The organism is Acinetobacter sp. 1542444 (genome assembly GCF_000581835.1).
Classification (GTDB): domain Bacteria; phylum Pseudomonadota; class Gammaproteobacteria; order Pseudomonadales; family Moraxellaceae; genus Acinetobacter; species Acinetobacter pittii.
Genome location: NZ_JEYA01000003.1, coordinates 372657 through 397777, shown reverse-complemented (window position 1 = coordinate 397777; position 25121 = coordinate 372657). Strand labels below are relative to the sequence as shown.

24 protein-coding genes and 1 tRNA gene are annotated in these 25121 nt (G+C 39.3%); 17 read left to right on the top strand and 8 right to left on the bottom strand.

What is annotated here, in order from left to right; translation table 11 throughout:
* The first annotated feature begins 69 nt into the window (after nt 1-69).
* The 3 genes from adeF to J580_RS13935 are packed head-to-tail and all read left to right on the top strand — an operon-like array spanning nt 70 to nt 5964.
* Nucleotides 70-1290 carry a multidrug efflux RND transporter periplasmic adaptor subunit AdeF gene (gene adeF, locus J580_RS13945; protein ID WP_032004607.1) on the top strand — a complete coding sequence of 407 codons (1221 nt, stop codon included), beginning with the start codon at nt 70-72 and terminating at the stop codon, nt 1288-1290.
* 6 nt (nt 1291-1296) lie between these two features.
* On the top strand, nt 1297-4476 hold the full coding sequence (gene adeG / locus J580_RS13940; protein WP_032004606.1) for a multidrug efflux RND transporter permease subunit AdeG: 3180 nt from the start codon (nt 1297-1299) through the stop codon (nt 4474-4476).
* A 12-nt stretch (nt 4477-4488) separates the two neighbouring features.
* Complete coding sequence (locus tag J580_RS13935; RefSeq protein WP_032004605.1) at nt 4489-5964, top strand: efflux transporter outer membrane subunit; 1476 nt, start codon at nt 4489-4491, stop codon at nt 5962-5964.
* A 61-nt stretch (nt 5965-6025) separates the two neighbouring features.
* Here the strand turns inward: J580_RS13935 and glyA are convergent, their stop codons facing one another.
* On the bottom strand, nt 6026-7279 hold the full coding sequence (gene glyA, locus J580_RS13930) for a serine hydroxymethyltransferase (RefSeq protein ID WP_002118126.1): 1254 nt from the start codon (nt 7277-7279) through the stop codon (nt 6026-6028).
* A 60-nt stretch (nt 7280-7339) separates the two neighbouring features.
* On the opposite strand from glyA, the gene J580_RS23190 reads away from it, so the two are divergent.
* On the top strand, nt 7340-7501 hold the full coding sequence (locus J580_RS23190; RefSeq protein WP_080591596.1) for a hypothetical protein: 162 nt from the start codon (nt 7340-7342) through the stop codon (nt 7499-7501).
* A 23-nt stretch (nt 7502-7524) separates the two neighbouring features.
* Here the strand turns inward: J580_RS23190 and J580_RS13925 are convergent, their stop codons facing one another.
* Nucleotides 7525-8754, bottom strand: a complete 1230-nt coding sequence (locus tag J580_RS13925; RefSeq protein WP_032004603.1) for an alpha/beta hydrolase — start codon at nt 8752-8754, stop codon at nt 7525-7527.
* Between the two features lie 249 nt (nt 8755-9003).
* Between J580_RS13925 and J580_RS13920 the strand changes: the two genes are divergently transcribed.
* From J580_RS13920 to J580_RS13870, 11 genes are all read left to right on the top strand, one after another.
* Entirely contained in the window at nt 9004-9690 is a 687-nt protein-coding gene (locus tag J580_RS13920) for a putative quorum-sensing-regulated virulence factor (protein WP_032004601.1), read from the top strand.
* A gap of 144 nt (nt 9691-9834) precedes the next feature.
* Nucleotides 9835-10464, top strand: a complete 630-nt coding sequence (locus J580_RS13915; protein ID WP_081403651.1) for a hypothetical protein — start codon at nt 9835-9837, stop codon at nt 10462-10464.
* A 102-nt stretch (nt 10465-10566) separates the two neighbouring features.
* A tRNA-Arg gene (locus J580_RS13910) sits at nt 10567-10643 on the top strand.
* Nucleotides 10644-10760: 117 nt separating this feature from the next.
* On the top strand, nt 10761-11696 hold the full coding sequence (locus J580_RS13905; protein WP_002118101.1) for an ABC transporter ATP-binding protein: 936 nt from the start codon (nt 10761-10763) through the stop codon (nt 11694-11696).
* Nucleotides 11693-12466 carry an ABC transporter permease gene (locus J580_RS13900; protein WP_002118099.1) on the top strand — a complete coding sequence of 258 codons (774 nt, stop codon included), beginning with the start codon at nt 11693-11695 and terminating at the stop codon, nt 12464-12466. Before J580_RS13905 ends, J580_RS13900 begins: the two co-directional genes overlap by 4 nt.
* Nucleotides 12463-13275: an NADPH-dependent 7-cyano-7-deazaguanine reductase QueF gene (gene queF / locus J580_RS13895; protein ID WP_014207239.1), complete on the top strand. Its 813-nt coding sequence runs from the start codon at nt 12463-12465 to the stop codon at nt 13273-13275. Before J580_RS13900 ends, queF begins: the two co-directional genes overlap by 4 nt.
* 23 nt (nt 13276-13298) lie before the next feature.
* Nucleotides 13299-13949: a hypothetical protein gene (locus tag J580_RS13890; protein WP_032004597.1), complete on the top strand. Its 651-nt coding sequence runs from the start codon at nt 13299-13301 to the stop codon at nt 13947-13949.
* 126 nt (nt 13950-14075) lie between these two features.
* Nucleotides 14076-15218 carry a rod shape-determining protein RodA gene (gene rodA / locus J580_RS13885; protein ID WP_017398602.1) on the top strand — a complete coding sequence of 381 codons (1143 nt, stop codon included), beginning with the start codon at nt 14076-14078 and terminating at the stop codon, nt 15216-15218.
* Between the two features lie 19 nt (nt 15219-15237).
* Nucleotides 15238-16239 carry a lytic murein transglycosylase B gene (mltB, locus tag J580_RS13880; protein WP_032004596.1) on the top strand — a complete coding sequence of 334 codons (1002 nt, stop codon included), beginning with the start codon at nt 15238-15240 and terminating at the stop codon, nt 16237-16239.
* Nucleotides 16240-16528: 289 nt separating this feature from the next.
* Nucleotides 16529-17140, top strand: a complete 612-nt coding sequence (locus tag J580_RS13875; protein ID WP_002118141.1) for a septal ring lytic transglycosylase RlpA family protein — start codon at nt 16529-16531, stop codon at nt 17138-17140.
* A gap of 573 nt (nt 17141-17713) precedes the next feature.
* A complete protein-coding gene (locus J580_RS13870; RefSeq protein WP_032004595.1) occupies nt 17714-18163 on the top strand; it encodes a DUF962 domain-containing protein in 450 nt (149 codons plus the stop codon).
* 43 nt (nt 18164-18206) lie between these two features.
* On the opposite strand, the gene J580_RS13865 is transcribed toward J580_RS13870, so the two are convergent.
* The 6 genes from J580_RS13865 to rpsB form a co-directional block, all read right to left on the bottom strand.
* Nucleotides 18207-18524 carry an AzlD domain-containing protein gene (locus J580_RS13865; RefSeq protein WP_016145923.1) on the bottom strand — a complete coding sequence of 106 codons (318 nt, stop codon included), beginning with the start codon at nt 18522-18524 and terminating at the stop codon, nt 18207-18209.
* 1 nt (nt 18525) lies between these two features.
* The gene (locus J580_RS13860) at nt 18526-19242 is read right to left on the bottom strand and encodes an AzlC family ABC transporter permease (protein WP_032004594.1); all 717 of its coding nucleotides are present in this window, start codon (nt 19240-19242) and stop codon (nt 18526-18528) included.
* 88 nt (nt 19243-19330) lie between these two features.
* Nucleotides 19331-20155 (bottom strand): helix-turn-helix transcriptional regulator, encoded by an 825-nt coding sequence (locus J580_RS13855; protein ID WP_032004593.1) that lies wholly within the window; start codon nt 20153-20155, stop codon nt 19331-19333.
* 105 nt (nt 20156-20260) lie between these two features.
* Complete coding sequence (locus tag J580_RS13850) at nt 20261-20746, bottom strand: DUF3465 domain-containing protein (RefSeq protein ID WP_032004591.1); 486 nt, start codon at nt 20744-20746, stop codon at nt 20261-20263.
* Between the two features lie 65 nt (nt 20747-20811).
* Entirely contained in the window at nt 20812-21687 is an 876-nt protein-coding gene (gene tsf, locus J580_RS13845; RefSeq protein ID WP_002118238.1) for a translation elongation factor Ts, read from the bottom strand.
* A 137-nt stretch (nt 21688-21824) separates the two neighbouring features.
* Complete coding sequence (gene rpsB, locus J580_RS13840) at nt 21825-22577, bottom strand: 30S ribosomal protein S2 (RefSeq protein ID WP_002118204.1); 753 nt, start codon at nt 22575-22577, stop codon at nt 21825-21827.
* Nucleotides 22578-22787: 210 nt separating this feature from the next.
* On the opposite strand from rpsB, the gene map reads away from it, so the two are divergent.
* Together map and J580_RS13830 are read left to right on the top strand one after the other, a co-directional pair.
* Nucleotides 22788-23615, top strand: coding sequence for a type I methionyl aminopeptidase (gene map / locus J580_RS13835; RefSeq protein WP_032004590.1), 828 nt, complete (start codon nt 22788-22790; stop codon nt 23613-23615).
* Nucleotides 23616-23818: 203 nt separating this feature from the next.
* Nucleotides 23819-24889, top strand: a complete 1071-nt coding sequence (locus J580_RS13830; RefSeq protein ID WP_014207246.1) for an OmpW/AlkL family protein — start codon at nt 23819-23821, stop codon at nt 24887-24889.
* Nucleotides 24890-25121: the final 232 nt, after the last annotated feature.

Here is a 25121-nt window from a genome sequence, read left to right as displayed (position 1 = left end):
CCCTGTTTCTCCCATACGGACCAAAACTAAAAGTCTGAAAACAGGTATCCAAATAACTAGGAGCACCTCATGTCATTTTCCCGCAAACAGTTCGCACTGTCTGCCATCTTTGTTGCCCTTTTAGCAACAGGAGGCAGTTTTATGTTTTTACATGAAAATGCCGATGCAAAAGCTGCACCGACCACAGCCCAACAAGCTGCAACTGTTGATATTTCTAATGTCATCAGCAAAACCATTACCGATTGGCAAGAATATTCCGGTCGTTTAGAAGCCATTGATCAAGTCGATATTCGGCCTCAAGTTTCCGGCAAACTCATTGCCGTTCACTTCAAAGATGGAAGTCTCATAAAAAAAGGCGACTTACTTTTTACCATTGATCCACGGCCTTTCGAGGCAGAACTGAATCGTGCCCAAGCTCAACTCACTTCAGCTGAAGCACAAGTCACTTATACGAGTTCTAACCTTTCTCGTATTCAACGTTTAATTCAAAGTAATGCTGTCTCACGTCAAGAGCTAGATTTAGCTCAAAATGATGCACGCTCAGCCAGCGCCAACTTGCAAGCCGCTAGAGCAGCCGTTCAATCTGCCCGCTTAAATCTAGAGTACACCCGTATTACTGCGCCTGTCAGCGGTCGAATTTCCCGTGCCGAGGTGACCGTCGGCAATGTAGTTTCTGCAGGTAACGGCGCACAGGTCTTAACAAGTTTAGTATCTGTCTCTCGTCTCTATGCATCTTTCGATGTTGATGAACAAACTTATCTGAAATACATCAGTAACCAGCGTAATTCTGCACAAGTTCCTGTTTATATGGGACTTGCTAATGAAATTGGTTTCTCTCGCGAAGGTACGATCAACTCAATTGACAATAACCTAGATGCAACCTCAGGCACGATTCGTGTTCGTGCGACTTTTGATAATCCAAACGGTGTTTTATTACCAGGCTTATATGCACGAATCCGTTTAGGCGGTGGACAACCTCGTTCAGCAATTCTGATTAGCCCAACCGCAGTTGGGGTCGATCAAGATAAACGCTTTGTCGTAGTAGTTGATGCTAAAAATCAGACGGCTTACCGTGAAGTAAAACTCGGTGCACAACAAGATGGTTTGCAAATCGTGAATAGCGGATTACAAGCGGGTGATCGTATTGTGGTGAACGGTTTACAGCGAATTCGTCCAGGTGACCCTGTGACCCCGCACCTCGTTCCTATGCCAAATTCACAAATCACTGCTAATGCTACTCCTCCTCAACCTCAGCCAACAGATAAAACATCAACTCCGGCAAAAGGTTAATCAAATATGAATATTTCTAAATTTTTTATTGATCGGCCGATCTTTGCTGGTGTGTTATCAGTACTGATTTTACTCGCCGGTCTGCTTTCGGTATTCCAGTTACCGATTTCTGAATATCCAGAAGTTGTTCCGCCATCTGTGGTGGTACGTGCTCAATATCCGGGTGCAAACCCGAAAGTAATTGCTGAAACTGTTGCTTCTCCGCTTGAAGAGTCGATCAACGGCGTCGAAGACATGCTGTACATGCAATCTCAGGCTAACAGCGACGGCAACTTAACCATTACGGTGAACTTTAAACTTGGTATTGATCCAGACAAAGCGCAACAACTGGTTCAAAACCGTGTGTCTCAGGCCATGCCTCGTTTACCGGAAGACGTACAGCGTTTAGGTGTCACTACTTTAAAAAGCTCACCAACTTTAACCATGGTAGTACATCTGACCTCACCAGATAGTCGCTATGACATGACTTACTTACGTAACTATGCGGTACTCAACGTGAAAGACCGTTTAGCGCGTTTACAAGGAGTTGGTGAAGTCGGATTATTTGGTTCTGGTGACTACGCGATGCGCGTATGGCTCGACCCGCAAAAAGTAGCACAGCGTAACCTTACCGCGACTGAAATTGTGAATGCAATTCGTGAACAAAATATTCAGGTTGCAGCGGGTACAATCGGTGCATCACCAAGTAATTCCCCTTTACAGCTTTCAGTCAATGCTCAAGGACGTTTAACGACTGAGCAAGAATTCGCAGATATCATTTTAAAAACTGCACCAGATGGTGCGGTCACCCGATTGGGTGATGTTGCTCGTGTTGAACTTGCAGCTTCACAATATGGCTTTCGTTCATTACTCGATAATAAACAAGCAGTCGCAATTCCAATTTTCCAAGCACCAGGTGCTAATGCTTTACAAGTTTCCGATCAAGTGCGCAGCACGATGAAGGAGCTTTCAAAAGATTTCCCATCTTCAATTAAATACGACATTGTTTATGACCCGACTCAATTCGTACGTGCCAGTATTAAAGCGGTAGTTCACACCTTACTTGAAGCAATTGCACTGGTTGTTGTGGTTGTTATTTTATTCTTACAAACATGGCGTGCCTCAATCATTCCATTGCTTGCTGTACCAGTTTCAATTATTGGTACATTTGCGCTCATGCTCGCTTTTGGTTACTCAATCAATGCGCTATCACTGTTCGGGATGGTACTTGCCATCGGGATTGTGGTCGATGACGCCATTGTGGTCGTCGAAAATGTCGAGAGGAATATTGAAGCTGGCTTAAGCCCAAGAGATGCAACTTATCGCGCGATGAGAGAAGTGAGCGGACCAATTATTGCGATTGCTTTAACGCTCGTTGCCGTGTTCGTACCACTTGCATTTATGACAGGCTTAACAGGGCAGTTTTATAAACAATTTGCCATGACCATTGCCATTTCAACGGTTATTTCGGCATTTAACTCCCTTACCCTATCTCCTGCTTTGGCTGCCATGTTACTAAAAGGACATGATGCTAAACCTGATGCATTAACACGCCTTATGAACCGTGTATTCGGACGTTTCTTTGCATTATTTAACCGCGTATTTACTAGAGCGTCGGACAACTATGGTAAAGGCGTAAGTCGTGTTATCTCTCATAAAGCTTCGGCAATAGGTGTCTATGCTGCGCTTTTAGGTTTAACCGTCGGTATCTCTTATATTGTTCCGGGCGGTTTCGTTCCTGCGCAGGACAAACAATATTTGATTAGCTTTGCTCAATTACCAAATGGCGCATCATTAGATCGTACTGAAGCGGTCATCCGTAAAATGAGTGATACGGCACTTAAACAACCTGGTGTGGAAAGTGCTGTTGCCTTCCCTGGCCTCTCAATTAACGGTTTTACCAACAGTTCGAGTGCCGGTATTGTCTTTGTAACCTTAAAGCCATTCGATGAACGTAAGGCTAAAGACTTATCTGCAAATGCAATTGCTGGTGCACTCAACCAGAAATATTCAGCCATTCAAGATGCCTATATTGCAGTTTTCCCACCACCACCTGTGATGGGTTTAGGAACCATGGGTGGCTTTAAGCTCCAACTCGAAGACCGAGGTGCCTTAGGCTATTCAGCCTTAAATGATGCTGCCCAAAACTTTATGAAAGCAGCACAATCAGCCCCTGAACTGGGTCCAATGTTCTCAAGTTATCAAATTAACGTACCTCAACTCAATGTAGATTTGGACCGCGTGAAAGCTAAACAGCAAGGTGTTGCCGTGACAGATGTTTTCAACACCATGCAGATTTATTTAGGTTCTCAATACGTTAACGACTTTAACCGCTTTGGACGTGTTTATCAGGTTCGTGCACAAGCCGATGCTCCTTTCCGTGCAAATCCTGAAGATATTTTGCAGCTTAAAACCCGAAACAGTGCGGGACAAATGGTGCCGTTATCTTCATTGGTAAATGTAACTCAAACCTATGGTCCTGAAATGGTCGTTCGTTATAACGGCTATACCTCAGCAGATATTAACGGTGGCCCTGCCCCAGGTTATTCATCTAGCCAAGCTGAAGCTGCGGTTGAACGTATTGCTGCACAAACTCTACCTCGTGGCATCAAGTTTGAATGGACAGATTTAACTTACCAAAAAATCTTGGCTGGTAATGCAGGACTCTGGGTATTCCCAATTAGCGTATTACTGGTATTCTTGGTTTTAGCTGCTCAATATGAAAGTCTGACTTTGCCTTTAGCTGTAATTTTAATTGTACCGATGGGAATCTTGGCGGCTCTGACAGGTGTTTGGCTGACAGGTGGAGATAACAACATCTTTACCCAAATTGGTCTGATGGTACTAGTCGGGCTGGCTTGTAAAAATGCCATCTTAATTGTTGAGTTTGCACGAGAACTTGAAATGCAAGGTGCAACTGCCTTTAAAGCAGCTGTTGAAGCAAGTCGTCTACGTTTACGCCCAATTTTAATGACTTCTATTGCATTCATTATGGGTGTCGTACCACTGGTTACCTCAACAGGTGCAGGTTCTGAAATGCGTCATGCCATGGGTATTGCAGTGTTCTTCGGCATGATCGGTGTAACGCTGTTTGGTTTGTTCCTGACCCCTGCCTTTTATGTCCTGATTCGCACATTGAATAGCAAACATAAATTGCATTCGGCAGCAGTTCATGAAGCACCTTTATCTACCCCACATGATCATTAAGGAGGACATTTAATGGCTACAGCAAAACAAAGCTTATTATTGTCCTCACTCATGGGAAGCCTGCTGCTTGCAGGCTGCTCTTTGGCTCCAGAATATCAACCTGCAAAGGTCATAGTTCCCGTCAAATTTAAAGAGTCTGACCCTAAACTTGAAGACAATAACTGGAAAATTGCTCAACCTGCCGATCAGCAGGTTCGAGGTGAATGGTGGCGTGTTTTTAATGATGCTCAATTAAATGAGCTCGAACAACAAGCCATTTCTGGAAACCAGAGCCTTAAAGCGGCAGCGGCTAATATTCAGGCTTCACGTGCGTTACGTTCCGCAGCACAAGCTGAACGTTTGCCAAATATTGGTGCTGGCTTTGGCCCAACTCGTCAAAAACCCTCTCCGGCTTCATTGGGTTTAGATGACAACGCTCATACATCTGCACAAACCTTATGGCGTGCTCAAGCGAATGTTTCATATGAACTCGATTTATTTGGGCGTATCGCCAGTAGTGTCAATGCAGCAACAGCTGATGTACAGCAACAAGAAGCCTTATATCAGTCGGCGCTTTTAGCCTTACAAGCAGATGTTGCCCAAGGTTATTTCCTGATCCGTCAGTTGGATGCTGAACAAGCAATTTATAATCGCACTATTAAACTGCTTGGTGAGACAAGAGACTTAGTTCAAACACGTTTTAGAAATGGTTTAGTCAGTGAATTAGATGTTTCTCGCGCACAGACTGAACTGGCTACCGCCCAGACCAATGCACTGAACATTGCTCGTAACCGAGCCAATGCAGAACATGCACTTGCAGTATTGTTAGGCAAAACACCTGCTGAGTTTAGCTTGACAGTTCAACCTTTAACTGCAAACAGCATTCGTCTTCCAGCAGGTTTACCTTCGGCTTTACTGGAAAGACGACCTGACATTGCGGCTGCCGAGCGTGCTATGGCAGCAGATAATGCGCGTATTGGAATTGCACGTGCTGCTTTCTTCCCAAAACTGGACCTAACAGGTGCACTCGGTTATGAATCATCAAGTTTAGGTGAGTTGGGTAAATGGTCGAGCCGTACATTCTTACTTGGTCCAGTCGCAGGTACTATTTTATCTTTGCCATTATTTGACGGTGGACAACGTAAGGCTGGAGTTGCTCAAGCACGAGCTGCCTATGAAGAAAGCGTGGCAAACTATCGCCAAACTGTATTGAATGCATTTCGCGAAGTTGAAAATGGTTTATCAGATCAAAGAATACTTGATCAGCAAATTCAAGCTCAAAATCAAGCACTCTCCTCTTCTCGTCATGCAAATCAACTGTCTCATTTACGTTATCGAGAAGGTGCTATCAGTTATCTTGATGTGATTGACTCAGATCGGACTATTTTGCAACAAGAACAACTTTCTGCACAGCTTAACGGCACTAGAATGATGGCTAGTGTAAATTTAATCCGTGCATTAGGTGGTGGCTGGCATAATGCCGAGTCATCGGTAAAATCTAAAAGTTAATTCTTATCTAATTAACTTGATAAAAAAAAGCGCCATACGGCGCTTTTTTTATATTTACAACTTATTGTGCGTATACAGGGAATTTTGCACAAACAGTTTCAACTTTCGCTTTTACGTCAGCAATAACTTTTTCGTCACCTTTGCTGTCAATCACGTCAGCGATCCAACCAGCAAGTTCACGAACTTCAGCTTCACCGAAACCACGAGTTGTTACCGCTGGAGTACCGATACGGATACCAGAAGTCACGAATGGAGAACGTGGGTCATTTGGAACTGAGTTTTTGTTCACAGTAATGTGAGCAGCACCTAACCAAGCATCTGCATCTTTACCAGTTACATCTTGCTTGATTAAAGATAACAAGAACAAGTGGTTGTCTGTACCGCCAGAAACAACATCATAACCACGAGCGATGAATACTTCAGCCATAGCTTGAGCATTTTTCACAACTTGTTGTTGGTAAGCTTTGAAGTCATCAGACATAGCTTCTTTGAAGCAGATTGCTTTAGCAGCAATCGCATGCATTAATGGACCACCTTGGTTACCAGGGAATACAGCTGATTGAAGTTTTTTCTCGATTTCTTCATTCGCTTTCGCAAGGATTAAACCAGAACGTGGACCACGAAGTGTTTTGTGAGTCGTCGTCGTTGTTACGTCAGCAATTTGAACTGGGTTTGGATATACACCAGCAGCAACAAGACCTGCAACGTGAGCCATATCAACAAAAAGGTAAGCGCCAACTTTGTCCGCGATGTCGCGGAAACGTTGCCAATCTACAACACGGCTATAAGCAGAGAAACCAGCAACGATCATACGTGGCTTGTGCTCTAACGCTAAACGTTCAACTTCTTCGTAATCGATCTCGCCAGTTTCAGCGTTTAGACCGTATTGAACTGCATTATAAGTTTTACCAGAGAAGCTTACTTTTGCACCGTGAGTCAAGTGACCACCGTGAGCCAAGCTCATACCTAAAACTGTATCGCCCGGATTAAGAAGCGCTAAATAAACAGCAGAGTTAGCTTGTGAACCAGCGTGTGGTTGAACGTTTGCGTAATCTGCACCAAAAAGTTCTTTAGCACGATCAATCGCCATTTGCTCGATGATATCCACATACTCGCAACCGCCATAATAGCGTTTGCCTGGATAACCTTCTGCATATTTGTTCGTAAGTTTTGATCCTTGCGCTTCCATCACAGCAGGAGAGCAATAGTTTTCAGATGCAATTAACTCGATATGTGCTTCTTGACGCTCACCTTCAGAAGCAATTGCTTGAGCTAATTCTGGATCAAATTCAGAAATGGAAATATTGGCAAACATTAGCGGGGGTCCTATAAATTAGGGCTTTTAAGCCGTGCTAAGATTGCGGCATATTGTAGCATGAACTTTATAATTAAACAGAATGAAGTTAGCTCAGTTTTAAATAAAAATGGCTCAAGTTTTATAAAAAATGAGCCATTGTTTATAAATCAATTAAAAAGCTCGTTTAAAGCTTATATTTTAAATTTCTCTATCATTAATTTTAGCTCTCGCCAATATTAAAAAAGTATTAAATATCAATGACTCTATTGAGCTGACAGTAAGGTCTGAACATTTCCAACAATATTATCTACATTACTGCTCATCACCGTGCCATGATCCCAGTTACCCGTCACATAGCTATTAATTTTAGTGCCTACGACAGTGGCATTAGATATCAAAATATCAGTAGCTACTTTTGGAACAGTTTTATCAGCTACCCCTTGATAAATAATAATCGGTGTCGTGACTTTTACTTGTAAGGGCTGCGAATCTTTATCTAAAAATGTTTTAACTAGCTGAACAGCCATAAAGTTAGGTTGTGTGCGTGTATACCCGTCCAGCGTTCCATTATGATCTGTAGCATACTTAGTCATACCTGCGCCAAAAGCTTGGCCCAATGGTCCAGAACAAATCGTTTCTGCTTGTGCGGCAATACTTGAGACTTGCGAGGTAAAGACTTGTGAATAATTAAAGGCAGGTTGAGTGTTACGAATCCCCGCAGTAACTAAAGCCGTATAAGTATCAAGTTGAGCATACATTGATATCTTCTTATCTAGAGTTGCATTAGCAACAGATTGCTCTCCCGCCACTAGAATAAAGCCTAAATTAGAAGCAGGTGCTACCGCTACTGTACCTTTATAGTCTAGTTGTGCACGGCTCGCATATTGTGCAGCACCTAATGCAGCATGCCCACCCTGAGAATGTCCTATTGTTAACCATTTTTTTGAAGTTAATAAGTTACGCTGTAATAAATAATTGCGTGTTGCAACCACCGCATCTGTAATTGAAAAAGCCTCACTTTTAACATTTAAAAAAGGATGTATGCCTGGTGTACCTAAACCTTCATAGTCAGGTGCGACCACAACATAACCAGCTGCTAATAATTTACTAATTAAATCTTTTGTACTATCTGCTAAAGCTGCTTTACTTGGTGCGCAAGCATCTGCCACACCCGTAGTACCATGCGCCCAGACTACAATTGGCCAACCGCCTACTGGTGGTGGAGTGTTTGGTGTAAATACCAAACTGGTTGCCTGCACTTCTTGACCACTTTGACCCAACATTTTATAAGTCAAAATACTACTTTCTGCGGCAACTGATCCTAAGTTGGTGCTTGTGTAAGCCTCGACCTTAACGACTGGATTTTGAATATTATTGGTTGGAGTCCCAGATGGATTAGTAGGAGCTGGGCCATCATCACTACTCCCTCCTCCACAAGCGACTAAAAATAAACTCGTGCTCAGAACGCTCGTCATTAATAGGTTCATTTTCATTGGTATATCTTCCCTTAAATTCCATTTTTGTTTTGCTTTAGTTTTTTAATCAACATTTCCTAATGTCTTAAAAATATTTACGCCTAATCTTTATTTTCCGCAAGGTCTATTGGATGAAATTAATCTCTGAAAACTTTATTTTTAATATAAATTAACGTTCTCACTACTCTCAGGCCTCACTTCATGTTTTAAAGTGGGTAGCCAACTGTTAACATTCTTGATTACTCGTGATTGATTAAAGGGCCAGTTATGCAAACCATTATTTTAGATACAGAAACACATACACTAAATGGTTTGCCTATTGAAATTGCGTATGCCCCAATTGAAATTAATGAAGGCAAATTGACTTTAGATAAGAGCAAATTGTTTGATCAGCTCTATCAAGTCGGTACCCCTATTTCTTACGCGGCTATGGCAGTTCACCATATATTAGAGTCAGATTTAGAAAACCAGCCCCACTATAAAACTTTTAAATTGCCAGAGACTACAACTTATATTATTGGTCACAATATTGATTACGATATTGCAGCGATTGCTCGTTGTGGTGTGGATGTATCGAATATCAAACCGATTTGTACACTAGCTTTAGCGCGTAAAACTTGGCCTGAAGCAGAAGCGCATAATATTTCTGCACTCATCTATATGATTTCTCAAGGCAGCGGTAAAGCGCGAGAATTGCTCAAAGGCGCGCACCGAGCCGATGCGGATATTATTTTGACTGCTAATATTTTGATGCATATTGTCTATCATTTAAATATTCAAGACATTGAAGAGCTTTACCGAGTTTCTGAAGAAGCACGTATCCCTACGACTATTAATTTTGGTAAGCATAAAGGCACAGCAATTGCTGAACTTCCTAAAGACTATATTCAATGGTTATTACGTCAAGATGAACTTGACATCTATTTACGTAAAGCGTTAGAAGGCGCATTTTAAAGTCTTAAATAGATGATATTCATCAATTCTTCATTATATTGTCATTTTTGAGTTTTATCGTTAACCCCATTTATATTTTATTAAAAACAGTACTGTTCAACCAAGAAAATTGGACAGTCTGATTTATTTTTTATTTGGGGAAAAATGATGGCTGGTTTTTATCGAACTAATTTAGGAAGAGTCGCGCTTCAACAACGCAACATTACTTTAAATGCAAAACAAAGACGTTTACTACTATTAATAGATCACGAAGATTTTCAAAATTTAAATAGCGAATTTAAAAAACGTATTGCATCTCCAGAGCTTATTCAACAGCTTATCGACTTAAAACTCATTGCTCCTTCTGGCGAAAATTATTCAGAATTAAATGAACAAATATCTTTCCCACAATCATCCGTAACTGCAATAGAAGCTCATCAAAAAAATACTATTGATGATAATAAAAGTGGCGATATAGTTGGAGAAATTCAGGTTACTCAATCATCATCTTTTCAACTTTCACCTACTGAAATTACCCAGCCACCAATTCCAGTTCAACAGCTCTCTTTTGAAGAGATACAACAGTTGATGAAGCAAACCTTGAGTCAATATTGTGGGCTTATGGCAAAACCACTTATTCAGAAAATAGAGCAAATAAAAACGCTTCAAGAGCTTAAAATGTGCCAAATGCAATGGATTACTAGCTTACAGGAGTCGCGTATTCCCCCTAATGAACTAGCACATACGCTTCATTCTATTAATTATTCAATTCAACTTATTCAACAACACATCTAAAAAAACAACAAGCTGCTGTTTAATTAAGCATTAAACTCACTTGTTACCTATTTCATGCTTTACCTATGGGTGTTTTTTTCCTATGATGTGGCCCACACATGTGCGCTCGTAGCTCAGTTGGATAGAGTACAGGTTTCCGAAGCCTGGGGTCGTGGGTTCGATCCCCGCCGGGCGCACCAGTTTATATATAATAACTTCATAAATTTATCTCAATTTTATAAAATTCCGACTATTTTACTTGGTTTATTAATCATTATCGCTCAAAATATACCCCTCTTTCATAATGTGAGAATTTCATGACTGATGCTTTGGTTTTAAGAGATTTGTCCAAAACATATCGTAATGGTTTTCAGGCGTTAAAAGGTATTAACCTCACTGTGCCTGAAGGTGAATTTTATGCGTTGTTAGGCCCAAATGGTGCCGGCAAATCAACAACCATTGGTATTATCAGTTCCCTCACGAAAAAAACCGAAGGAACAGTTGAGATTTTTGGACATAATCTCGACACTCATCCATCTTTGGCAAAACAACAACTGGGCGTTGTCCCTCAAGAATTTAACTTTGGACAGTTCGAAAAAGCGTTCGATATTTTAGTCACTCAAGCTGGCTATTACGGCATTCATAAAAAGATTGCAGAAAAACGCGCTGAACATTATTTAGAAAAACTAGGCCTCTGGGAAAAACGTAATATACAAGCACGCATGCTGTCTGGTGGTATGAAACGCCGACTCATGATTGCACGTGCCATGATGCATGAACCTAAACTTCTTATTTTAGATGAGCCTACCGCAGGTGTAGATATTGAGTTACGCCGTTCTATGTGGGATTTTCTGACCGAAATGAACGAAAGCGGGACCTCTATTATTTTGACTACACATTATCTCGAAGAAGCAGAAATGTTGTGTCGTCAAATTGCTATCATTGACCGCGGTGTCATTAAAGAAGACACCAGCATGAAAAGTTTCTTAAACCAGCTAAGTGAAGAATCTTTTATTTTTGATTTGGCAGAACCCATTGCCCCACTCCAGTTAAATATTATTGGTGTGAAGTTCAACTTAATTGATAGCAGCACTTTAGAAGTGACGATGGATAAGGCACATACATTAAATGACTTATTCCAACTTTTAGAATCACAAGGTATTCGTGTTCGTAGTATGCGAAACAAATCGAACCGTCTAGAAGAGCTATTCGTCAAAATGGTCGAGAAAAATCTTGAAGGAGAGGCAAAATGAATTTTAGCCAACTGCAAATTGCCCTCTGGACTCTAGTCCGTAAAGAAGTACGCCGATTTCTACGTATTTGGCCACAAACCTTGTTACCACCTGCGATCACGATGAGTTTGTACTTTGTTATTTTTGGTAATTTGGTTGGTTCGCGCATTGGACAAATGGGCGGCGTAAGCTATATGCAATTTATCGTACCCGGCCTGATTATGATGGCGGTTATTACCAACAGTTATGCTAACGTATCTTCAAGTTTCTTTAGTGTGAAATTCCAAAAGAGCATTGAAGAACTGATTATGAGTCCCGTACCACTACATATTATATTGTGGGGCTATGTCATTGGTGGTATTTGCCGTGGTGTATTGGTCGGAGCAATTGTGACGACAATGAGCATGTTCTTTACAGACCTCTTTATACATAACTGGTTCGTAACTATATATACAGTCTTGATTACCTCGGTTCTTTTCTCATTAGGTGGTTTTATTAATGCAGTTTATGCAAAATCATTTGATGATATTTCTATTATTCCAACTTTTGTCCTTACACCTTTAACCTATTTAGGTGGTGTGTTCTATGCCATTAGTGCACTTGGCCCTTTTTGGCAAAAACTTTCTTTAATTAATCCTATTGTGTATATGGTTAACGCTTTCCGTTTCGGCATTTTAGGTCATAGTGACGTGAACGTTACGTTCTCTTTAATCATTGTGACATTATGCTGTGCTGTACTTTACGGAATTGCTTACTATTTACTTGCTCGTGGTTCAGGAATGCGTGAATGAGTGTCGAACAGTCTTTATTGGGTAAAGAAACTCAATATCCAACTAACTATCAACCTGATGTTTTATTTCCAATTGCTCGTGCTCAGTCTCGTGAAGCCTACTCGCATATTGAAGGTATTACACAAGGTAAAGATTGGTGGCATGTTTTTGAAATTTCATGGTTAAACGCTCATGCTATCCCGCAAGTTGCTATTGGCAGAATTACACTGCCAGCTTCTTCACCAAATTTGATTGAATCAAAGTCATTAAAACTTTACTTCAATAGCCTTAACTTCACTCAGTTTGACTCTAAACAGTCGTTTATTGAAACGGTTGAAAAAGATCTATCTGCTGCGGCAGGTGCAAAAGTTGAGTTAACGTTATTTCAAGTAGATGATTTAGAGATTTCTAAGCCTCAAGGCATTTGTATTGATGACTTAGATCCAGAGCGTTTAGAGCAACATCCAGATGCGACTCTATTAAAACGAGATGCGTCTGATGAAGAAGTCGAAATTGAACTATATTCTCATCTTTTAAGAAGTAACTGCCCAGTCACGGGACAACCAGATTGGGGTACAGTTTTTATCCGTTTTAAGGGCAAAAAACCTTGTTATCGTAGTGTTTTAGCTTATATTATCTCGTACCGTCAGCATAACGGCTTTCACGAACAATGTGTCGAGCAGATTTTTGCGGATATTTGGCAAAATTTGCAGCCTGAAAAGCTGATGGTTTATGCAACTTATACTCGTCGCGGCGGACTTGATATTAACCCTTGCCGAGTATCGGATCTTTCATGGATGCCAAAACCGATTCGATTGGCACGACAATAAAACGAATAATTTGAGGATACACCATGTCGTTTTTTGGTTTTACCCCTTCTGAAGGCTTATTGAACGATATACAAACTGGAATTGCGAACAAAAATTCTAGTGAGCCTTTATATCCACTTCGCGATAAGATTGCTTTGCAACTTAATGAAGAGATTATTGATAATGTCTTAATTCAGTTAGTTCAGCACTTCCCTGCAAGTGAAAAGCGCGATACTGCCGAAAAACTAGCAGGCTATGTCAAATCAACAGTCGCTGTTCTTTTAAAACAATTGTTAAGCAAAGCGCCAAACGATGTTGTTAAACAGTCAGTAGAGTTCTCTGAAAAAAGCTTATTTAAAGATCCACAAGGTCAATATAAAGTAGGTGTAACTCTAGATCCTAGCTTAGTCACTAATCTTCAGCATAACTTCACTGAGCTTAAGGCGGGTAACGATATCAATAAAGCTGCATTGGCTGAACTGTATAAACAGTTTGGAGATGCTATGGTTAAACATTTTATGTCTGATTTTAATAAGACATTAGACCTTGGCATGATCAAGCGTAAAGCAGCTGATATTGGTGCGGCAGCTGTAACAAAAGCAGTTCATATTGCGATCGACAAACTCATCCCTAGCTTAAATCGCACTGAACTAAAAGCGATGGCTGAATATCACGAAAGTCTATTCTTTAACTAATAAGAAATAGCCTATCGGAAACCTAGCGAGAGCTAGGTTTTTTTATTGCAAAATATTGATATACATTGCCATTAATCAGGTTTATGTTAGCATGCGCCAAGCACTGATTGACCTAGTTAACGCCGCATGTCTCCTAGCCCACAATATAAGTTTTTACGCCAAGCTCCTCGAGATGGTCTTAGCACCGCTATGCAACCATCAAGGTGGCAACAACTCCACATTGACCCGTGGTTATGTCTATTTTTGCTATTAAATGCGCTATTAGGTTTAACCGTACTATATAGTGCTTCTGCACAGGATGTAGGTCTGGTCAGTAAACAAGCCATGAGTTTTGGTATTGGCTTTTTAGTGATGTTTGGTCTAGCCCAAATTCCGCCTAAGGTCTATCAAGCGTTTTCCCCATACTTTTATTTGTTCGGCCTATTTTCGCTTGTGGCAGTTATGGTATTCGGTGAAGTCCGAATGGGTGCTCAGCGCTGGATTGATATTCCTGGTTTCGGAAGTGTCCAACCCAGTGAGTTCATGAAAATCGGCATGCCGATGATGATTGCATGGTTTCTAGCACGAAAACCTCTTCCTCCTAGTTTTTCACAAGTTGTTTTATCATTAATGTTAATTGGTATTCCCTTTTTACTGATTGCAGAACAACCTGATTTAGGGACATCACTTTTAGTATTAGCAAGCGGTATATTTGTCTTATTTTTAAGTGGACTATCGTGGCGAATGATTGGTGCAGCTGCCGCATGTGCAGCAATCGTAATTCCAATTGCGTGGGAATTTCTTTTACACGACTATCAACGCCAAAGGGTTTTAACTTTACTTGACCCAGAAGCAGATGCACTCGGTACGGGGTGGAATATTATTCAATCTAAAACTGCAATTGGTTCTGGTGGTTTTTCAGGTAAAGGCTTCCTTGAAGGCACCCAATCACATTTACACTTTTTACCCGAAGGACATACTGACTTTATTATTGCTGCATATTCCGAAGAATTTGGACTCATCGGTGTACTTATTTTAGTAGTCCTTTATTTTGCCATTATTTTTAGAACATTCCAGATCGGTTTACAAAGCTTCCATAACTATGGACGTTTAGTTGCTGGCGCCTTTGGTTTGTCTTTTTTTGTTTATGTATTTGTAAATGCGGGAATGGTCAGTGGTATTTTACCTGTAGTAGGTGTTCCTTTACCTTTTATGAGTTATGGCGGAACAGCTATTATTACTTTAATGGCCACCTTTGGTTTAGTCATGTCCATTCATACACATCGATAATCTGGAATTTTAAAACGATATGTTGTCTCAACACTTAAATAAAACTTTAAAAATGCTCGCTTTGTGTACTGGCTTAATCAGTACAAGTCATTTCGCTCAGGCCAACGATTTTGCAACACATCCTGATTATTTGAATTTTAAACAAAAAACGATGAATGCTTATGGCTTAAGTAGCGATCAAGTCGATGCAGCCATGAGTGGGGCAAAAAATTTACCAAACATTCTAAATATTATGACTCGCCCGGGTGAAAGTAAGCCTTGGTATGATTATCGCTCTATGTTCTTGGTTGAAGGCACAATTCAACGTGGTGTCCGTTTTAAAAATCAATATGCAGATGCGTTAAATCGTGCAGAACAACAATATGGCGTATCTCAAGCTGTCATTTTAGGTATTTTGGGCGTTGAAACAGGTTATGGCGCAAATAAAGGTTCTTTTATTACACGTGATGCTTTAGCTACCCTTGCTTTTGGCTACCCTCGCCGTGCTGAATATTTTGGTGATGAGCTAGCTGCTCTTATTGCTTGGACTTATAAAGAAGGCTACCCAACAAATAGTATTGTTGGTTCCTATGCAGGTGCGATTGGCTATCCACAATTTATGCCAAGCAATATTAGTAAATATGGGGTGGATTATGACGGTAATGGACATATCGACTTAAGAAACTCAGCAGAAGATGCTATTGGATCAATTGCAAACTACTTAGCAAAACAAGGTTGGCAACGCGACCAACCGATCGGGTTTATGGCTCGTTACACTGGGGCAAATCCAGAAAGTATTATTGCTAAAGATTTAACGCAACCTTTCCCATATGGTGCATTAAAGACACTCGGTATTTCTCCATTGAATCCTTTAGTTAAAATTGATGATCTCGATATGGTGAATGTTATTCAATTACAAGACTATAATGGACCAATTTACTATTTAACTTACCCGAATTTTCAAGTGATTACGACTTATAATAAGAGCCGTATGTACGCTACTGCTGTATGGTTATTAGGCACCGAAGTAGCTAGCCGATAGGCTAGCTTTTTTATACTTTATGTAAAAGTCAATAAATATTTTTGTTAAATAGATCACAATACATACATTTTTAATAATTTGTTACATTATTGATTATTTTTTAGACTGAAACTGTAAGTTTTTGCCCTTTTTGTAAAGATTTCTCATTAAAGACTAGACACTCTCCGTAACCGATGAATATTATCCACCCCAATATAGCAATTGCAAAAGTGAATAATAAGGCATGTTCACTTTAAATTTCAGTCAATGGCTGAAAGAAAAAAGTACATGTTCTCAGGAGTTTATACAAATGCAGTTATCGCTGAAATACGTTCTTGCACTGACGGCTAGTTTAAGTATGGCCCCACTGCACGCTGAAATGGTGCAGTCATCATCATTAAACAGTGATGTAGATGGTCCTAATCTAGCAGCACGTGTATTGAGTAAAGATACTCAAAACTTTAATTCTCGTTTTTCTAACATTAACAGTCTTTCAATCACTGAACGTTCTGGCGATCAAATCCGTCGTCAAGCTATCGCAGCAAAAATTGAAATCCCTGAAGATGAGCCTTCAGTGATTGAAAAACTTAACACAGTAGCTTCAAACACTGTTCGTAAGTTTAGCCAAACTGGTATGGCATCTTGGTATGGCCGCCAATTCCATGGTCGTAAAACTGCAAGTGGTGAAACATTCGACATGAATGCTTTAACTGCTGCTCACCGTAGCCTACCGTTGAACTGTTACATTCGAGTAACGAATAAAGACAATGGTAAAAGTGTGGTTGTAAAAGTAAATGACCGTGGTCCTTTCCATGGCAACCGTGTACTTGACCTATCATACGGTGCAGCTAAACGTCTTGGTATTACCAATGCTGGTACAGCTAAAGTAAATATTGAGCGTGTTGATGGCCCAACTTCATAAGTTATAGCCTCTCGAGTTCATGTAAAAAGCCGCAATTTTTTCTGCGGCTTTTTTATATTTTAAGTTATCAAAATAATTCCTAACGTAAAGTTAAAAAATCCTCTTTTTTTGACCCTTATCCAGCTCTGAATTTGAATATTTTTTAAACAAAAAACTATGTTTATTTAATACCAGTTAATTTTACGTCTAATTTGCGTTTAAAGCGTCTTTTTTAAATTTGCGCTACCCTAGTACCATTTCCCCAAAATAAACGCTATTTATGGCGTTTTTAGAGTAGATGAGTAGAGCTTTTTCATACAATTTTCCCATCAATCTCAAAATTACGCTTTTTTAGATGATTTCATCATCTAGCAACACAGAAAAAATATTATGAAAAATCGCCCCATTCTTGTGGTCGAATTGTCCACCTTGTCAATCACACTCGCATTATTTTTTCATTTGCCCTTTCTTAGTTTTTTTAAAACAACGCTCCCTATAGTTGAATAGTGTTAGTTTCTTGTCGAGATCCTCAAGAACAGGCTAAAATATACTCACAAAAAATAAATCAAAGTTAAAACAAGGAGTGTGCTACTAATGAAATCCATTACTGAATGGTTTGATGAATATAGCGAAAGTCATCAAAATCCAACCAATAAACAAATTCACTGGCTTTGCGTTCCCGCCATTTTATTTTCTATTATTGGAATCATTGCACATTTCAGCACATTGCTTACTGCTTTATTACTTGTGTTGACCTTAGTATTTTATGCACGTTTAGATCTTGTACTTGCTGTGGCAATGGCTGCTTTACTTGTTGTTATGGCATGGCTCATTTATACCCTACCTGTAGGAGTCGGGTTTTATATCGCTATTTTTGTGATTGCTTGGGTTGGACAATTTTACGGACATAAAGTCGAAGGCAAAAAACCTTCGTTCTTTAAAGATTTACAATTCCTACTAATTGGACCAGTTTGGTGTATGGATGCTTATCTCTCAAAAATTTTACCTAAATGGAAAAGCAGACAACAACAAGCTCCTGCTTAAAGATTAACTTAAAGCTGAATCCTTTCGATTCAGCTTTTGCATGTTAGTAATTTATTAGAAAATTTATAAAATAAAAAAATCCTAAACTTGCTATCACACTTAAAAGAACTTTTTTTAGGTACATAGCAATCACAATACAAAAAATTGCTGCATAAATATAAGGATTATTTATCACGCCTCTTAAATGATTACCATCGAAAAAAATAACTGGAATACAAATTGCAGTTAACAAACAAGGTGCAGAATAGTTAAGCATCTTATTCAGAATAAGCGGCAGTTTAATTTTTACTTGAGGTTCTAAAAAATAATAGCGATTAAAAAAGACGATTGCTGCCAAGCCTAAAATCATAAACCAAGACATATTATTGCTCCTTACCCATTTTTTCAGTTAAAACAGCAATCAACATTCCCATCAATCCTGAAAGTAAAATCGCACCCTCAATTTGATAAAATCTAAATAAAAACCCACTTAAACAAGTTGTTAGCACACCAGCTATGACTGAAAATCCTTTACATAACGGCACAATCATAGCAATAAAAATAGCAACAATCGAAAAATCCAAATGGTAATTTAAAAGATCAGGTATCACTGTCGCCAGTAGTATTCCCACCAAACTAAAAGCAACCCAAAATAAATAAAAACATAGTCCAGCTCCTAGCAGGTATTCTGAACTTCTTTTTTCAAATGGAGCACTCACCGCAAACAATTCATCTGTTAATAAAAAGCCTAAACTCAATCGTTTAGGTAAGGACAAAATAGAAATGTCATTTCTTAAAGTTAATGCATAAATAAAATGCTGAGCCGTTAAAAAGAAAATAGTCAAATAAATTGTAAAAACAGAAGCACCTTCCATAGCCATGCTTAAGCTAACCAACTGAGCAGCTCCAGCAAAGACGAGTCCAGACAGTGCTAGTGCTTTATAGAAAGATAATCCTGCATGAATTGCCATAGATCCCGCTAAGATTGCCCACGGAATAACAGAAATTGATAAGGGCAAAATATCCATTGCGCCACGTAAAAATAAATAGGATGGCTTATTTTTTGAAAACCCAACTGGCTGATTAAGCTGAATATTCATATATAAAATCCAATATAAGAAACATCTCTATACCATGCTTGATGAGTGCCGACTTATATTGGATAAAATTGCTTTAAAACTAATTTATTTATATATTCAAACTTGCTACATATTGAGTGGGTGTGACGCCCATTGCTTTTTTAAAGTGACGGTTAAAATGGCTTTGGTCAGAAAAACCACATTGTTGTGCCACCATGGCAATTTGGTCCCCCTGTTTTAATAACTGTCTTGCTTTTTGTAAACGTGCTTGTACAAGCCAAGCGTGAGGTGGCAGACCTACATATTTTTTAAATTGTCTTAAGAAATGCCAAGCGCTCAAGCCGACCATGTCAGCCAAGTCTTGTAAAGAAAAGTTTGTTTCAGGCATTTCTACGAGCAATTCTTTAACTCTTAATATTTTTGAATATGCTTCTGGTAACTCACAAAAAGTATGATTTGATTTACCGTGTCTCTTCATAAGACAAGCTAACGTTGTTAAATACATCGTTTCTTTGAGTAGGAAATTATCTTTTTGTTCTAATAAATCAAAAAGTAAGCAAAGCTGTTGAGCCAAACCTAGGTCGCGAATCACGGCTTGAGGAAACCATGGTGCGCCATGTGAATTTTCAAAAAAATCTTGGCTAACTTCTACTAACATTTCAGGTGTTGGATAGATCGCTCGATAACGCCACCCCGACTCAACAGCCGATGAACCAGTATGGATCTCGTCAGCATTGACTAAAATAATATCGCCTTTAGGAGCTACATGTAGCTGTCCTGTCCTAAAAAAAGACTGTGCTCCCTCTTCAATCACACCAATACAGTACCCTTCATGAGTATGCTTTGAAAATTGTGTTTGGTGATAATGTGCTTTTAGTAACTCTAAACCGCCCAACTCTCGCACATGCAGATAATCGGCTTGCTCCCGCTGCATAAATACGTCTCATCTATTCAATAAAAAAACCATAGCATGTTTTAATAAACTGAATAGAACAAAATTGCTCTATGAAAATAATCTGATTAAACGTTCACGTGAGCTTTATTGATAGATCTGTCCGTCATGTTTAAGCCAACCACTTTCATGACGACCTTGTGGATCGTGATGAGTCCAATGTAGTACACCACCTTTCGGGTTGTATTCATATTCGCCATAAAACTCAACGATGTCACCTTTATTTAGATTAGAAATTTTAGGTGCCAAATCGATATTATGTGCAACCAAAATTGAAAGACCATTTTTTAATACTAGAATGAATTTCTGGTGTCTTGACCCATCATTATCATCTCTTAAAATTGCTTTGACTCGACCACTTCCCTGCACTTGAACATTACTTTGTCTCTGCTCATAAGCAGCTTTTACAGTGTCCACCCCATTATTTGAAAGTGTAGTTTCATTACGCTGAGCTGCGGGTATAGTTGATGATGGTGATTGATTTTGCTTATGCCCAGATAAATCTAGACCAAAATACGCAGCAATCAATAAAATAATCACACCAGCAATACTGAGATTTTTTTTATTTGTCATTGTATACCCTTATTTTAACTGAGATAAAAAAAGCCCCAATGGGGCTTTTTTTATTGTGATACGAATTACTTCGCAGCAGCTTGAGCAGCAGCAACTTCTTCAGCGAAGCTAAGTTCTGCTTTCTTCTCAATACCTTCACCAACTTCGAAACGTACGAATTCAGCAACAGTAGTACCAGTTGCTTTTAATACATCAGCAACTTTCTTGTCGTTGTCGATTACATACATTTGACGATCAAGAGCAACTTCGTTCAAGTATTTATCAACTGAACCAGTTACCATTTTCTCAACGATGTTAGCTGGCTTACCAGATTCTAACGCTTTCGCTTCAGCAATTTCTTTTTCTTTAGCGATAAGGTCAGCAGGAACAGCTTCAGCATTTACAGCTACTGGGTTGAATGCAGCAACGTGCATTGCAATACCTTTACCAGTATCAGCATCACCAGTATAAGAAACTACAACACCGATTTTTAAACCGTGTTTGTAGATAGCCAAGTTTTCGCCTTCAACGATTTTCGCGCGACGAACTTGGATGTTTTCACCGATTTTTTGAACAAGTGCAATACGAGCTTCTTCAACTGATTGACCGTCTGCTAATTTTAATTCAGCGATTTTAGCAGCATCAGTTTCACCAGCAGCTAAAGCAGCAGTAGCAACAGCTTTTGAGAAGTTAGAGAAGTTTTCGTCTTTAGCAACGAAGTCAGTTTGACAGTTAACTTCAACTAAAATTGCTTTGTTGCCTTCTTGAACGATTGTGATTGCACCGTCAGCAGCAATGTTACCAGCTTTTTTAGCAGCTTTAGCTTGACCAGATTTACGAAGGTTATCAATAGCAAGCTCGATGTCACCGTTCGCTTCTGTTAATGCTTTTTTGCATTCCATCATTGCAAGACCAGTACGGTCACGTAATTCTTTTACCATGCTTGCAGTAATTGCAGTCATGTTGATCTCCTAAAATCGGTAGAAAATAAATCTTTTCAACAAAAACGGCCCAAAGAAACTCTGGGCCGTTTGCACTCTCGACGCTTAATTTGCCACCATTACATGTCGCAAAAATGACAAGCCTGCGTCAAAACGCATTAAGCCTCAGAAGCGTCTTTCGCAGCGTCATCGCCTTTTGCTTGAGCGTTCGCTTGAGATTGAGCGTATTCTTTACCAGCAAGAATTGCGTCAGCCATAGCTGAAGCATATAGAGTTACTGCACGGATCGCATCGTCGTTACCAGGAATAACGTAATCAACGTTGTCTGGGTTAGAGTTTGTATCAACGATACCGATAACAGGAATACCTAAGTTCTTAGCTTCTTTGATTGCAATCGCTTCGTGATCAACGTCGATTACAAATAATGCGTCAGGTAAACCACCCATGTTTTTAACGCCGCCTAAAGAGCGCTCAAGTTTTTCCATCTCACGAGCACGTTCTAAAGCTTCACGTTTAGTAAGCTTAGCAAAAGTACCATCTTGAGATTGAGTTTGAAGATCTTTTAAACGGTTGATAGATTGGCGAAGTGTTTTCCAGTTCGTCAACATACCACCTAACCAACGGTGATCTACATATGGTTGACCAGCGCGTTGAGCTTGTTCACGGATGATGTTAGAAGCAGCACGTTTTGTACCAACGAACAAAACTTTGTTCTTTTTGCTTGCTAATTGGTTAGCGAAGTTCAAAGCATCATTTAACGCAGGAACAGTGTGCTCAAGGTTGATGATGTGAATTTTGTTGCGCGCGCCAAAAATGTATTGACGCATTTTTGGGTTCCAGAAACGAGTTTGGTGACCAAAGTGCGCACCTGCTTGAAGAAGGTCGCGCATGCTTACGTTGTAATCTGCCATTTTCTTTACCTTAAAAGTTGGGTTAGGCCTCCATATATCCGCATTCTCCACCTTTTTACGGGCACCCAGAGTAATGTGACGATATATGTGCGGATTTTTTACTCCATCTATCAAAATTGTTCGTAAAAGATATTCACGAAAAGCATTTGATAAAATGGGCGGCTATTTATACCATAGACACTTGTAAATTACCAAAAGTTTTTAGAGATCATGAACAGTACTTATACAGCTCCACGTCGATTAATCAAAACTCCAGATGAAATTGAAAAAATGCGCATTGCAGGACGACTGGCGGCTGAAGTTCTAGAGATGATCAAGCCCCATATTAAGGCAGGTGTGAGTACACTTGAACTTGATACCATTTGTCGTAATCACATTGAAAATGTGCAACATGCTATTCCTGCATGTGTAGGCTATGGTGGAGCTCCTGGGCGCCCTGCTTTTCAACACTCTATTTGTACTTCGGTTAACCATGTTGTCTGTCATGGTATTCCCTCTGAAAATAAAATTTTAAAAAATGGTGACATCCTTAATATTGACGTTACTGTCATTAAAGATGGTTATCACGGCGATACCAACATGATGTATATCGTTGGTGGTGAAACTTCTATTTTAGCCAACCGTCTATGCAAAGTTGCTCAAGAAGCGATGTATCGTGGGATGGCAACTGTTAGAGATGGTTCATATTTAGGTGATATCGGCCACGCAATCCAAAAGTATGTCGAATCAGAACGTTTTAGTGTAGTACGCGAATATTGTGGTCACGGTATTGGAACTGTTTTCCATGATGAACCTCAAGTACTCCATTATGGTCAAGCTGGTACAGGTATGCGTTTAGAAGCAGGTATGACTTTTACGATTGAACCTATGGTAAATGCTGGCGTATGGCAAACTAAATTGTTAGGTGACAAATGGACTGTCGTAACCAAAGACCATAAACTTTCAGCTCAGTATGAACATACTATTTTAGTTACCCAAACAGGCATTGAAGTCTTAACTGCTCGTCCTGAAGAAGACTTATCTCGCTTCAACCAATAATTTAAAAAACTTAAATAAAAGGCTACTTTGTGTAGCCTTTTATTATTTATTATGTACTTTTTATTAATAAATCTTTCTAAATATCAACAAATATTTCAAAAAAATTACAATTATTAATTTTTAATACACAATCTATTCAATAAAACAAGGTATGGTGGGCTCAATAAAAATCAGTAAACAAATGTCGGACATGGAGTCCTTTTATGATGAAAAAGTCATTATTTTGTATGACAGCTGCCTTTTTTGCTCTGCCAACATTCACCTATGCCGCTTCACCATATTTTAGTTTTAAAGATGGCGATGGCTTCAAACGTTTTTCTGTCTCTGCGGGTCCTTTATATGTAAAACCAACAGGAAAAGCTCAGCCTTTTAGGATTAATACTTCTGTTAAAGAAAATGAGCAATCTAAGGTCGGAGATATTAAAGTAAAAACTATTCAAGACAATATTTCTGATAGTAATAGTAATGTCGTTCTTGAAGAACTTATTGATGTTATTGGTTTAGGTACTGATACTATTCCCGCATGGTTAAGTGGAACCGCTGAAATTCGCGGTTTGAGTCAATGGGAAGCGGAGAATACAGGCTTAGAAGCTGATGATGTAACTACCCTCGGTCTTATGACAAATTACTTTTTTACAGATAATGTCTCATTAGAAGTAAAAGCAGGAATTCCACCTAAAGTCGATCTACAAGGTAAAGGTAAGATTTATGCGCCTTTTTCTGCTACTGCAAAACCTGCTGGCGGAATTCTTGGATCAATGGAGCTTGAAAATAATATTTTTATTACCGATCTTGAAGCCCATGGAAGTGCTGCATCCGCTCGAGCTTGGACACCAGCATTTGAATTACAATATCACTTTGGCAAAACTGGCGTAAATAAATTTAGACCGTATGTTGGACTAGGTGTGATGTATGCCTATTTCAGTGAATTAGAAATGAATCCTGAAATTGAAAATGATTTAGTCAGTGCTGGTCATATGATTGTAAATATTAAAGATGGTAAATCGGGTGCTGCTTTAGAAAGAAAAACTAGTTCTGGTGATCCTAAAGTAGACCTTGAGGCATCTGACGCAATTGCGCCCGTAGCAACTTTGGGTTTCACCTATGACTTTAATGACAAATGGTATGCGGTTGGTTCTGTCTCTTACGCTCACTTAAAAACGGATACGACCATTACAGTCAATGATGCCAAATATGGTGAATTAATTAATGCAAAAGCAGATATCGAAATTAATCCAATTTTAGGTTATGCCGGTATTGGTTACCGCTTCTAATTTTTGTGTCACCCAAAGCTATAAAAATTTATGCATGTTTTTATAGCTTTCTTTTTTCCACATTTTGCTTCTTTTTAAATCAAAATGCTAAAAAAATGAGCACTTTTATAAAGCCGATAGAAAAAATTTACCGCCTTCCTCTCTTATGACCATTTACTGATTTATTTCTGTTTTTTAATTAATTTTATTTTTAATAAACTAACTCAATAGAATTAGAAAGTAATTTTTCCTT

What these genes read in the sequence shown, in the direction of transcription:
- adeF (WP_032004607.1), top strand. Translation starts at nt 70, where the DNA reads ATGTCATTTTCCCGCAAACAGTTCGCACTGTCTGCCATCTTTGTTGCC.
- adeG (WP_032004606.1), top strand. Translation starts at nt 1,297, where the DNA reads ATGAATATTTCTAAATTTTTTATTGATCGGCCGATCTTTGCTGGTGTG.
- J580_RS13935 (WP_032004605.1), top strand. Translation starts at nt 4,489, where the DNA reads ATGGCTACAGCAAAACAAAGCTTATTATTGTCCTCACTCATGGGAAGC.
- glyA (WP_002118126.1), bottom strand. Translation starts at nt 7,279, where the DNA reads ATGTTTGCCAATATTTCCATTTCTGAATTTGATCCAGAATTAGCTCAA.
- J580_RS23190 (WP_080591596.1), top strand. Translation starts at nt 7,340, where the DNA reads ATGAACTTTATAATTAAACAGAATGAAGTTAGCTCAGTTTTAAATAAA.
- J580_RS13925 (WP_032004603.1), bottom strand. Translation starts at nt 8,754, where the DNA reads ATGAAAATGAACCTATTAATGACGAGCGTTCTGAGCACGAGTTTATTT.
- J580_RS13920 (WP_032004601.1), top strand. Translation starts at nt 9,004, where the DNA reads ATGCAAACCATTATTTTAGATACAGAAACACATACACTAAATGGTTTG.
- J580_RS13915 (WP_081403651.1), top strand. Translation starts at nt 9,835, where the DNA reads ATGATGGCTGGTTTTTATCGAACTAATTTAGGAAGAGTCGCGCTTCAA.
- J580_RS13905 (WP_002118101.1), top strand. Translation starts at nt 10,761, where the DNA reads ATGACTGATGCTTTGGTTTTAAGAGATTTGTCCAAAACATATCGTAAT.
- J580_RS13900 (WP_002118099.1), top strand. Translation starts at nt 11,693, where the DNA reads ATGAATTTTAGCCAACTGCAAATTGCCCTCTGGACTCTAGTCCGTAAA.
- queF (WP_014207239.1), top strand. Translation starts at nt 12,463, where the DNA reads ATGAGTGTCGAACAGTCTTTATTGGGTAAAGAAACTCAATATCCAACT.
- J580_RS13890 (WP_032004597.1), top strand. Translation starts at nt 13,299, where the DNA reads ATGTCGTTTTTTGGTTTTACCCCTTCTGAAGGCTTATTGAACGATATA.
- rodA (WP_017398602.1), top strand. Translation starts at nt 14,076, where the DNA reads ATGTCTCCTAGCCCACAATATAAGTTTTTACGCCAAGCTCCTCGAGAT.
- mltB (WP_032004596.1), top strand. Translation starts at nt 15,238, where the DNA reads ATGTTGTCTCAACACTTAAATAAAACTTTAAAAATGCTCGCTTTGTGT.
- J580_RS13875 (WP_002118141.1), top strand. Translation starts at nt 16,529, where the DNA reads ATGCAGTTATCGCTGAAATACGTTCTTGCACTGACGGCTAGTTTAAGT.
- J580_RS13870 (WP_032004595.1), top strand. Translation starts at nt 17,714, where the DNA reads ATGAAATCCATTACTGAATGGTTTGATGAATATAGCGAAAGTCATCAA.
- J580_RS13865 (WP_016145923.1), bottom strand. Translation starts at nt 18,524, where the DNA reads ATGTCTTGGTTTATGATTTTAGGCTTGGCAGCAATCGTCTTTTTTAAT.
- J580_RS13860 (WP_032004594.1), bottom strand. Translation starts at nt 19,242, where the DNA reads ATGAATATTCAGCTTAATCAGCCAGTTGGGTTTTCAAAAAATAAGCCA.
- J580_RS13855 (WP_032004593.1), bottom strand. Translation starts at nt 20,155, where the DNA reads ATGCAGCGGGAGCAAGCCGATTATCTGCATGTGCGAGAGTTGGGCGGT.
- J580_RS13850 (WP_032004591.1), bottom strand. Translation starts at nt 20,746, where the DNA reads ATGACAAATAAAAAAAATCTCAGTATTGCTGGTGTGATTATTTTATTG.
- tsf (WP_002118238.1), bottom strand. Translation starts at nt 21,687, where the DNA reads ATGACTGCAATTACTGCAAGCATGGTAAAAGAATTACGTGACCGTACT.
- rpsB (WP_002118204.1), bottom strand. Translation starts at nt 22,577, where the DNA reads ATGGCAGATTACAACGTAAGCATGCGCGACCTTCTTCAAGCAGGTGCG.
- map (WP_032004590.1), top strand. Translation starts at nt 22,788, where the DNA reads ATGAACAGTACTTATACAGCTCCACGTCGATTAATCAAAACTCCAGAT.
- J580_RS13830 (WP_014207246.1), top strand. Translation starts at nt 23,819, where the DNA reads ATGATGAAAAAGTCATTATTTTGTATGACAGCTGCCTTTTTTGCTCTG.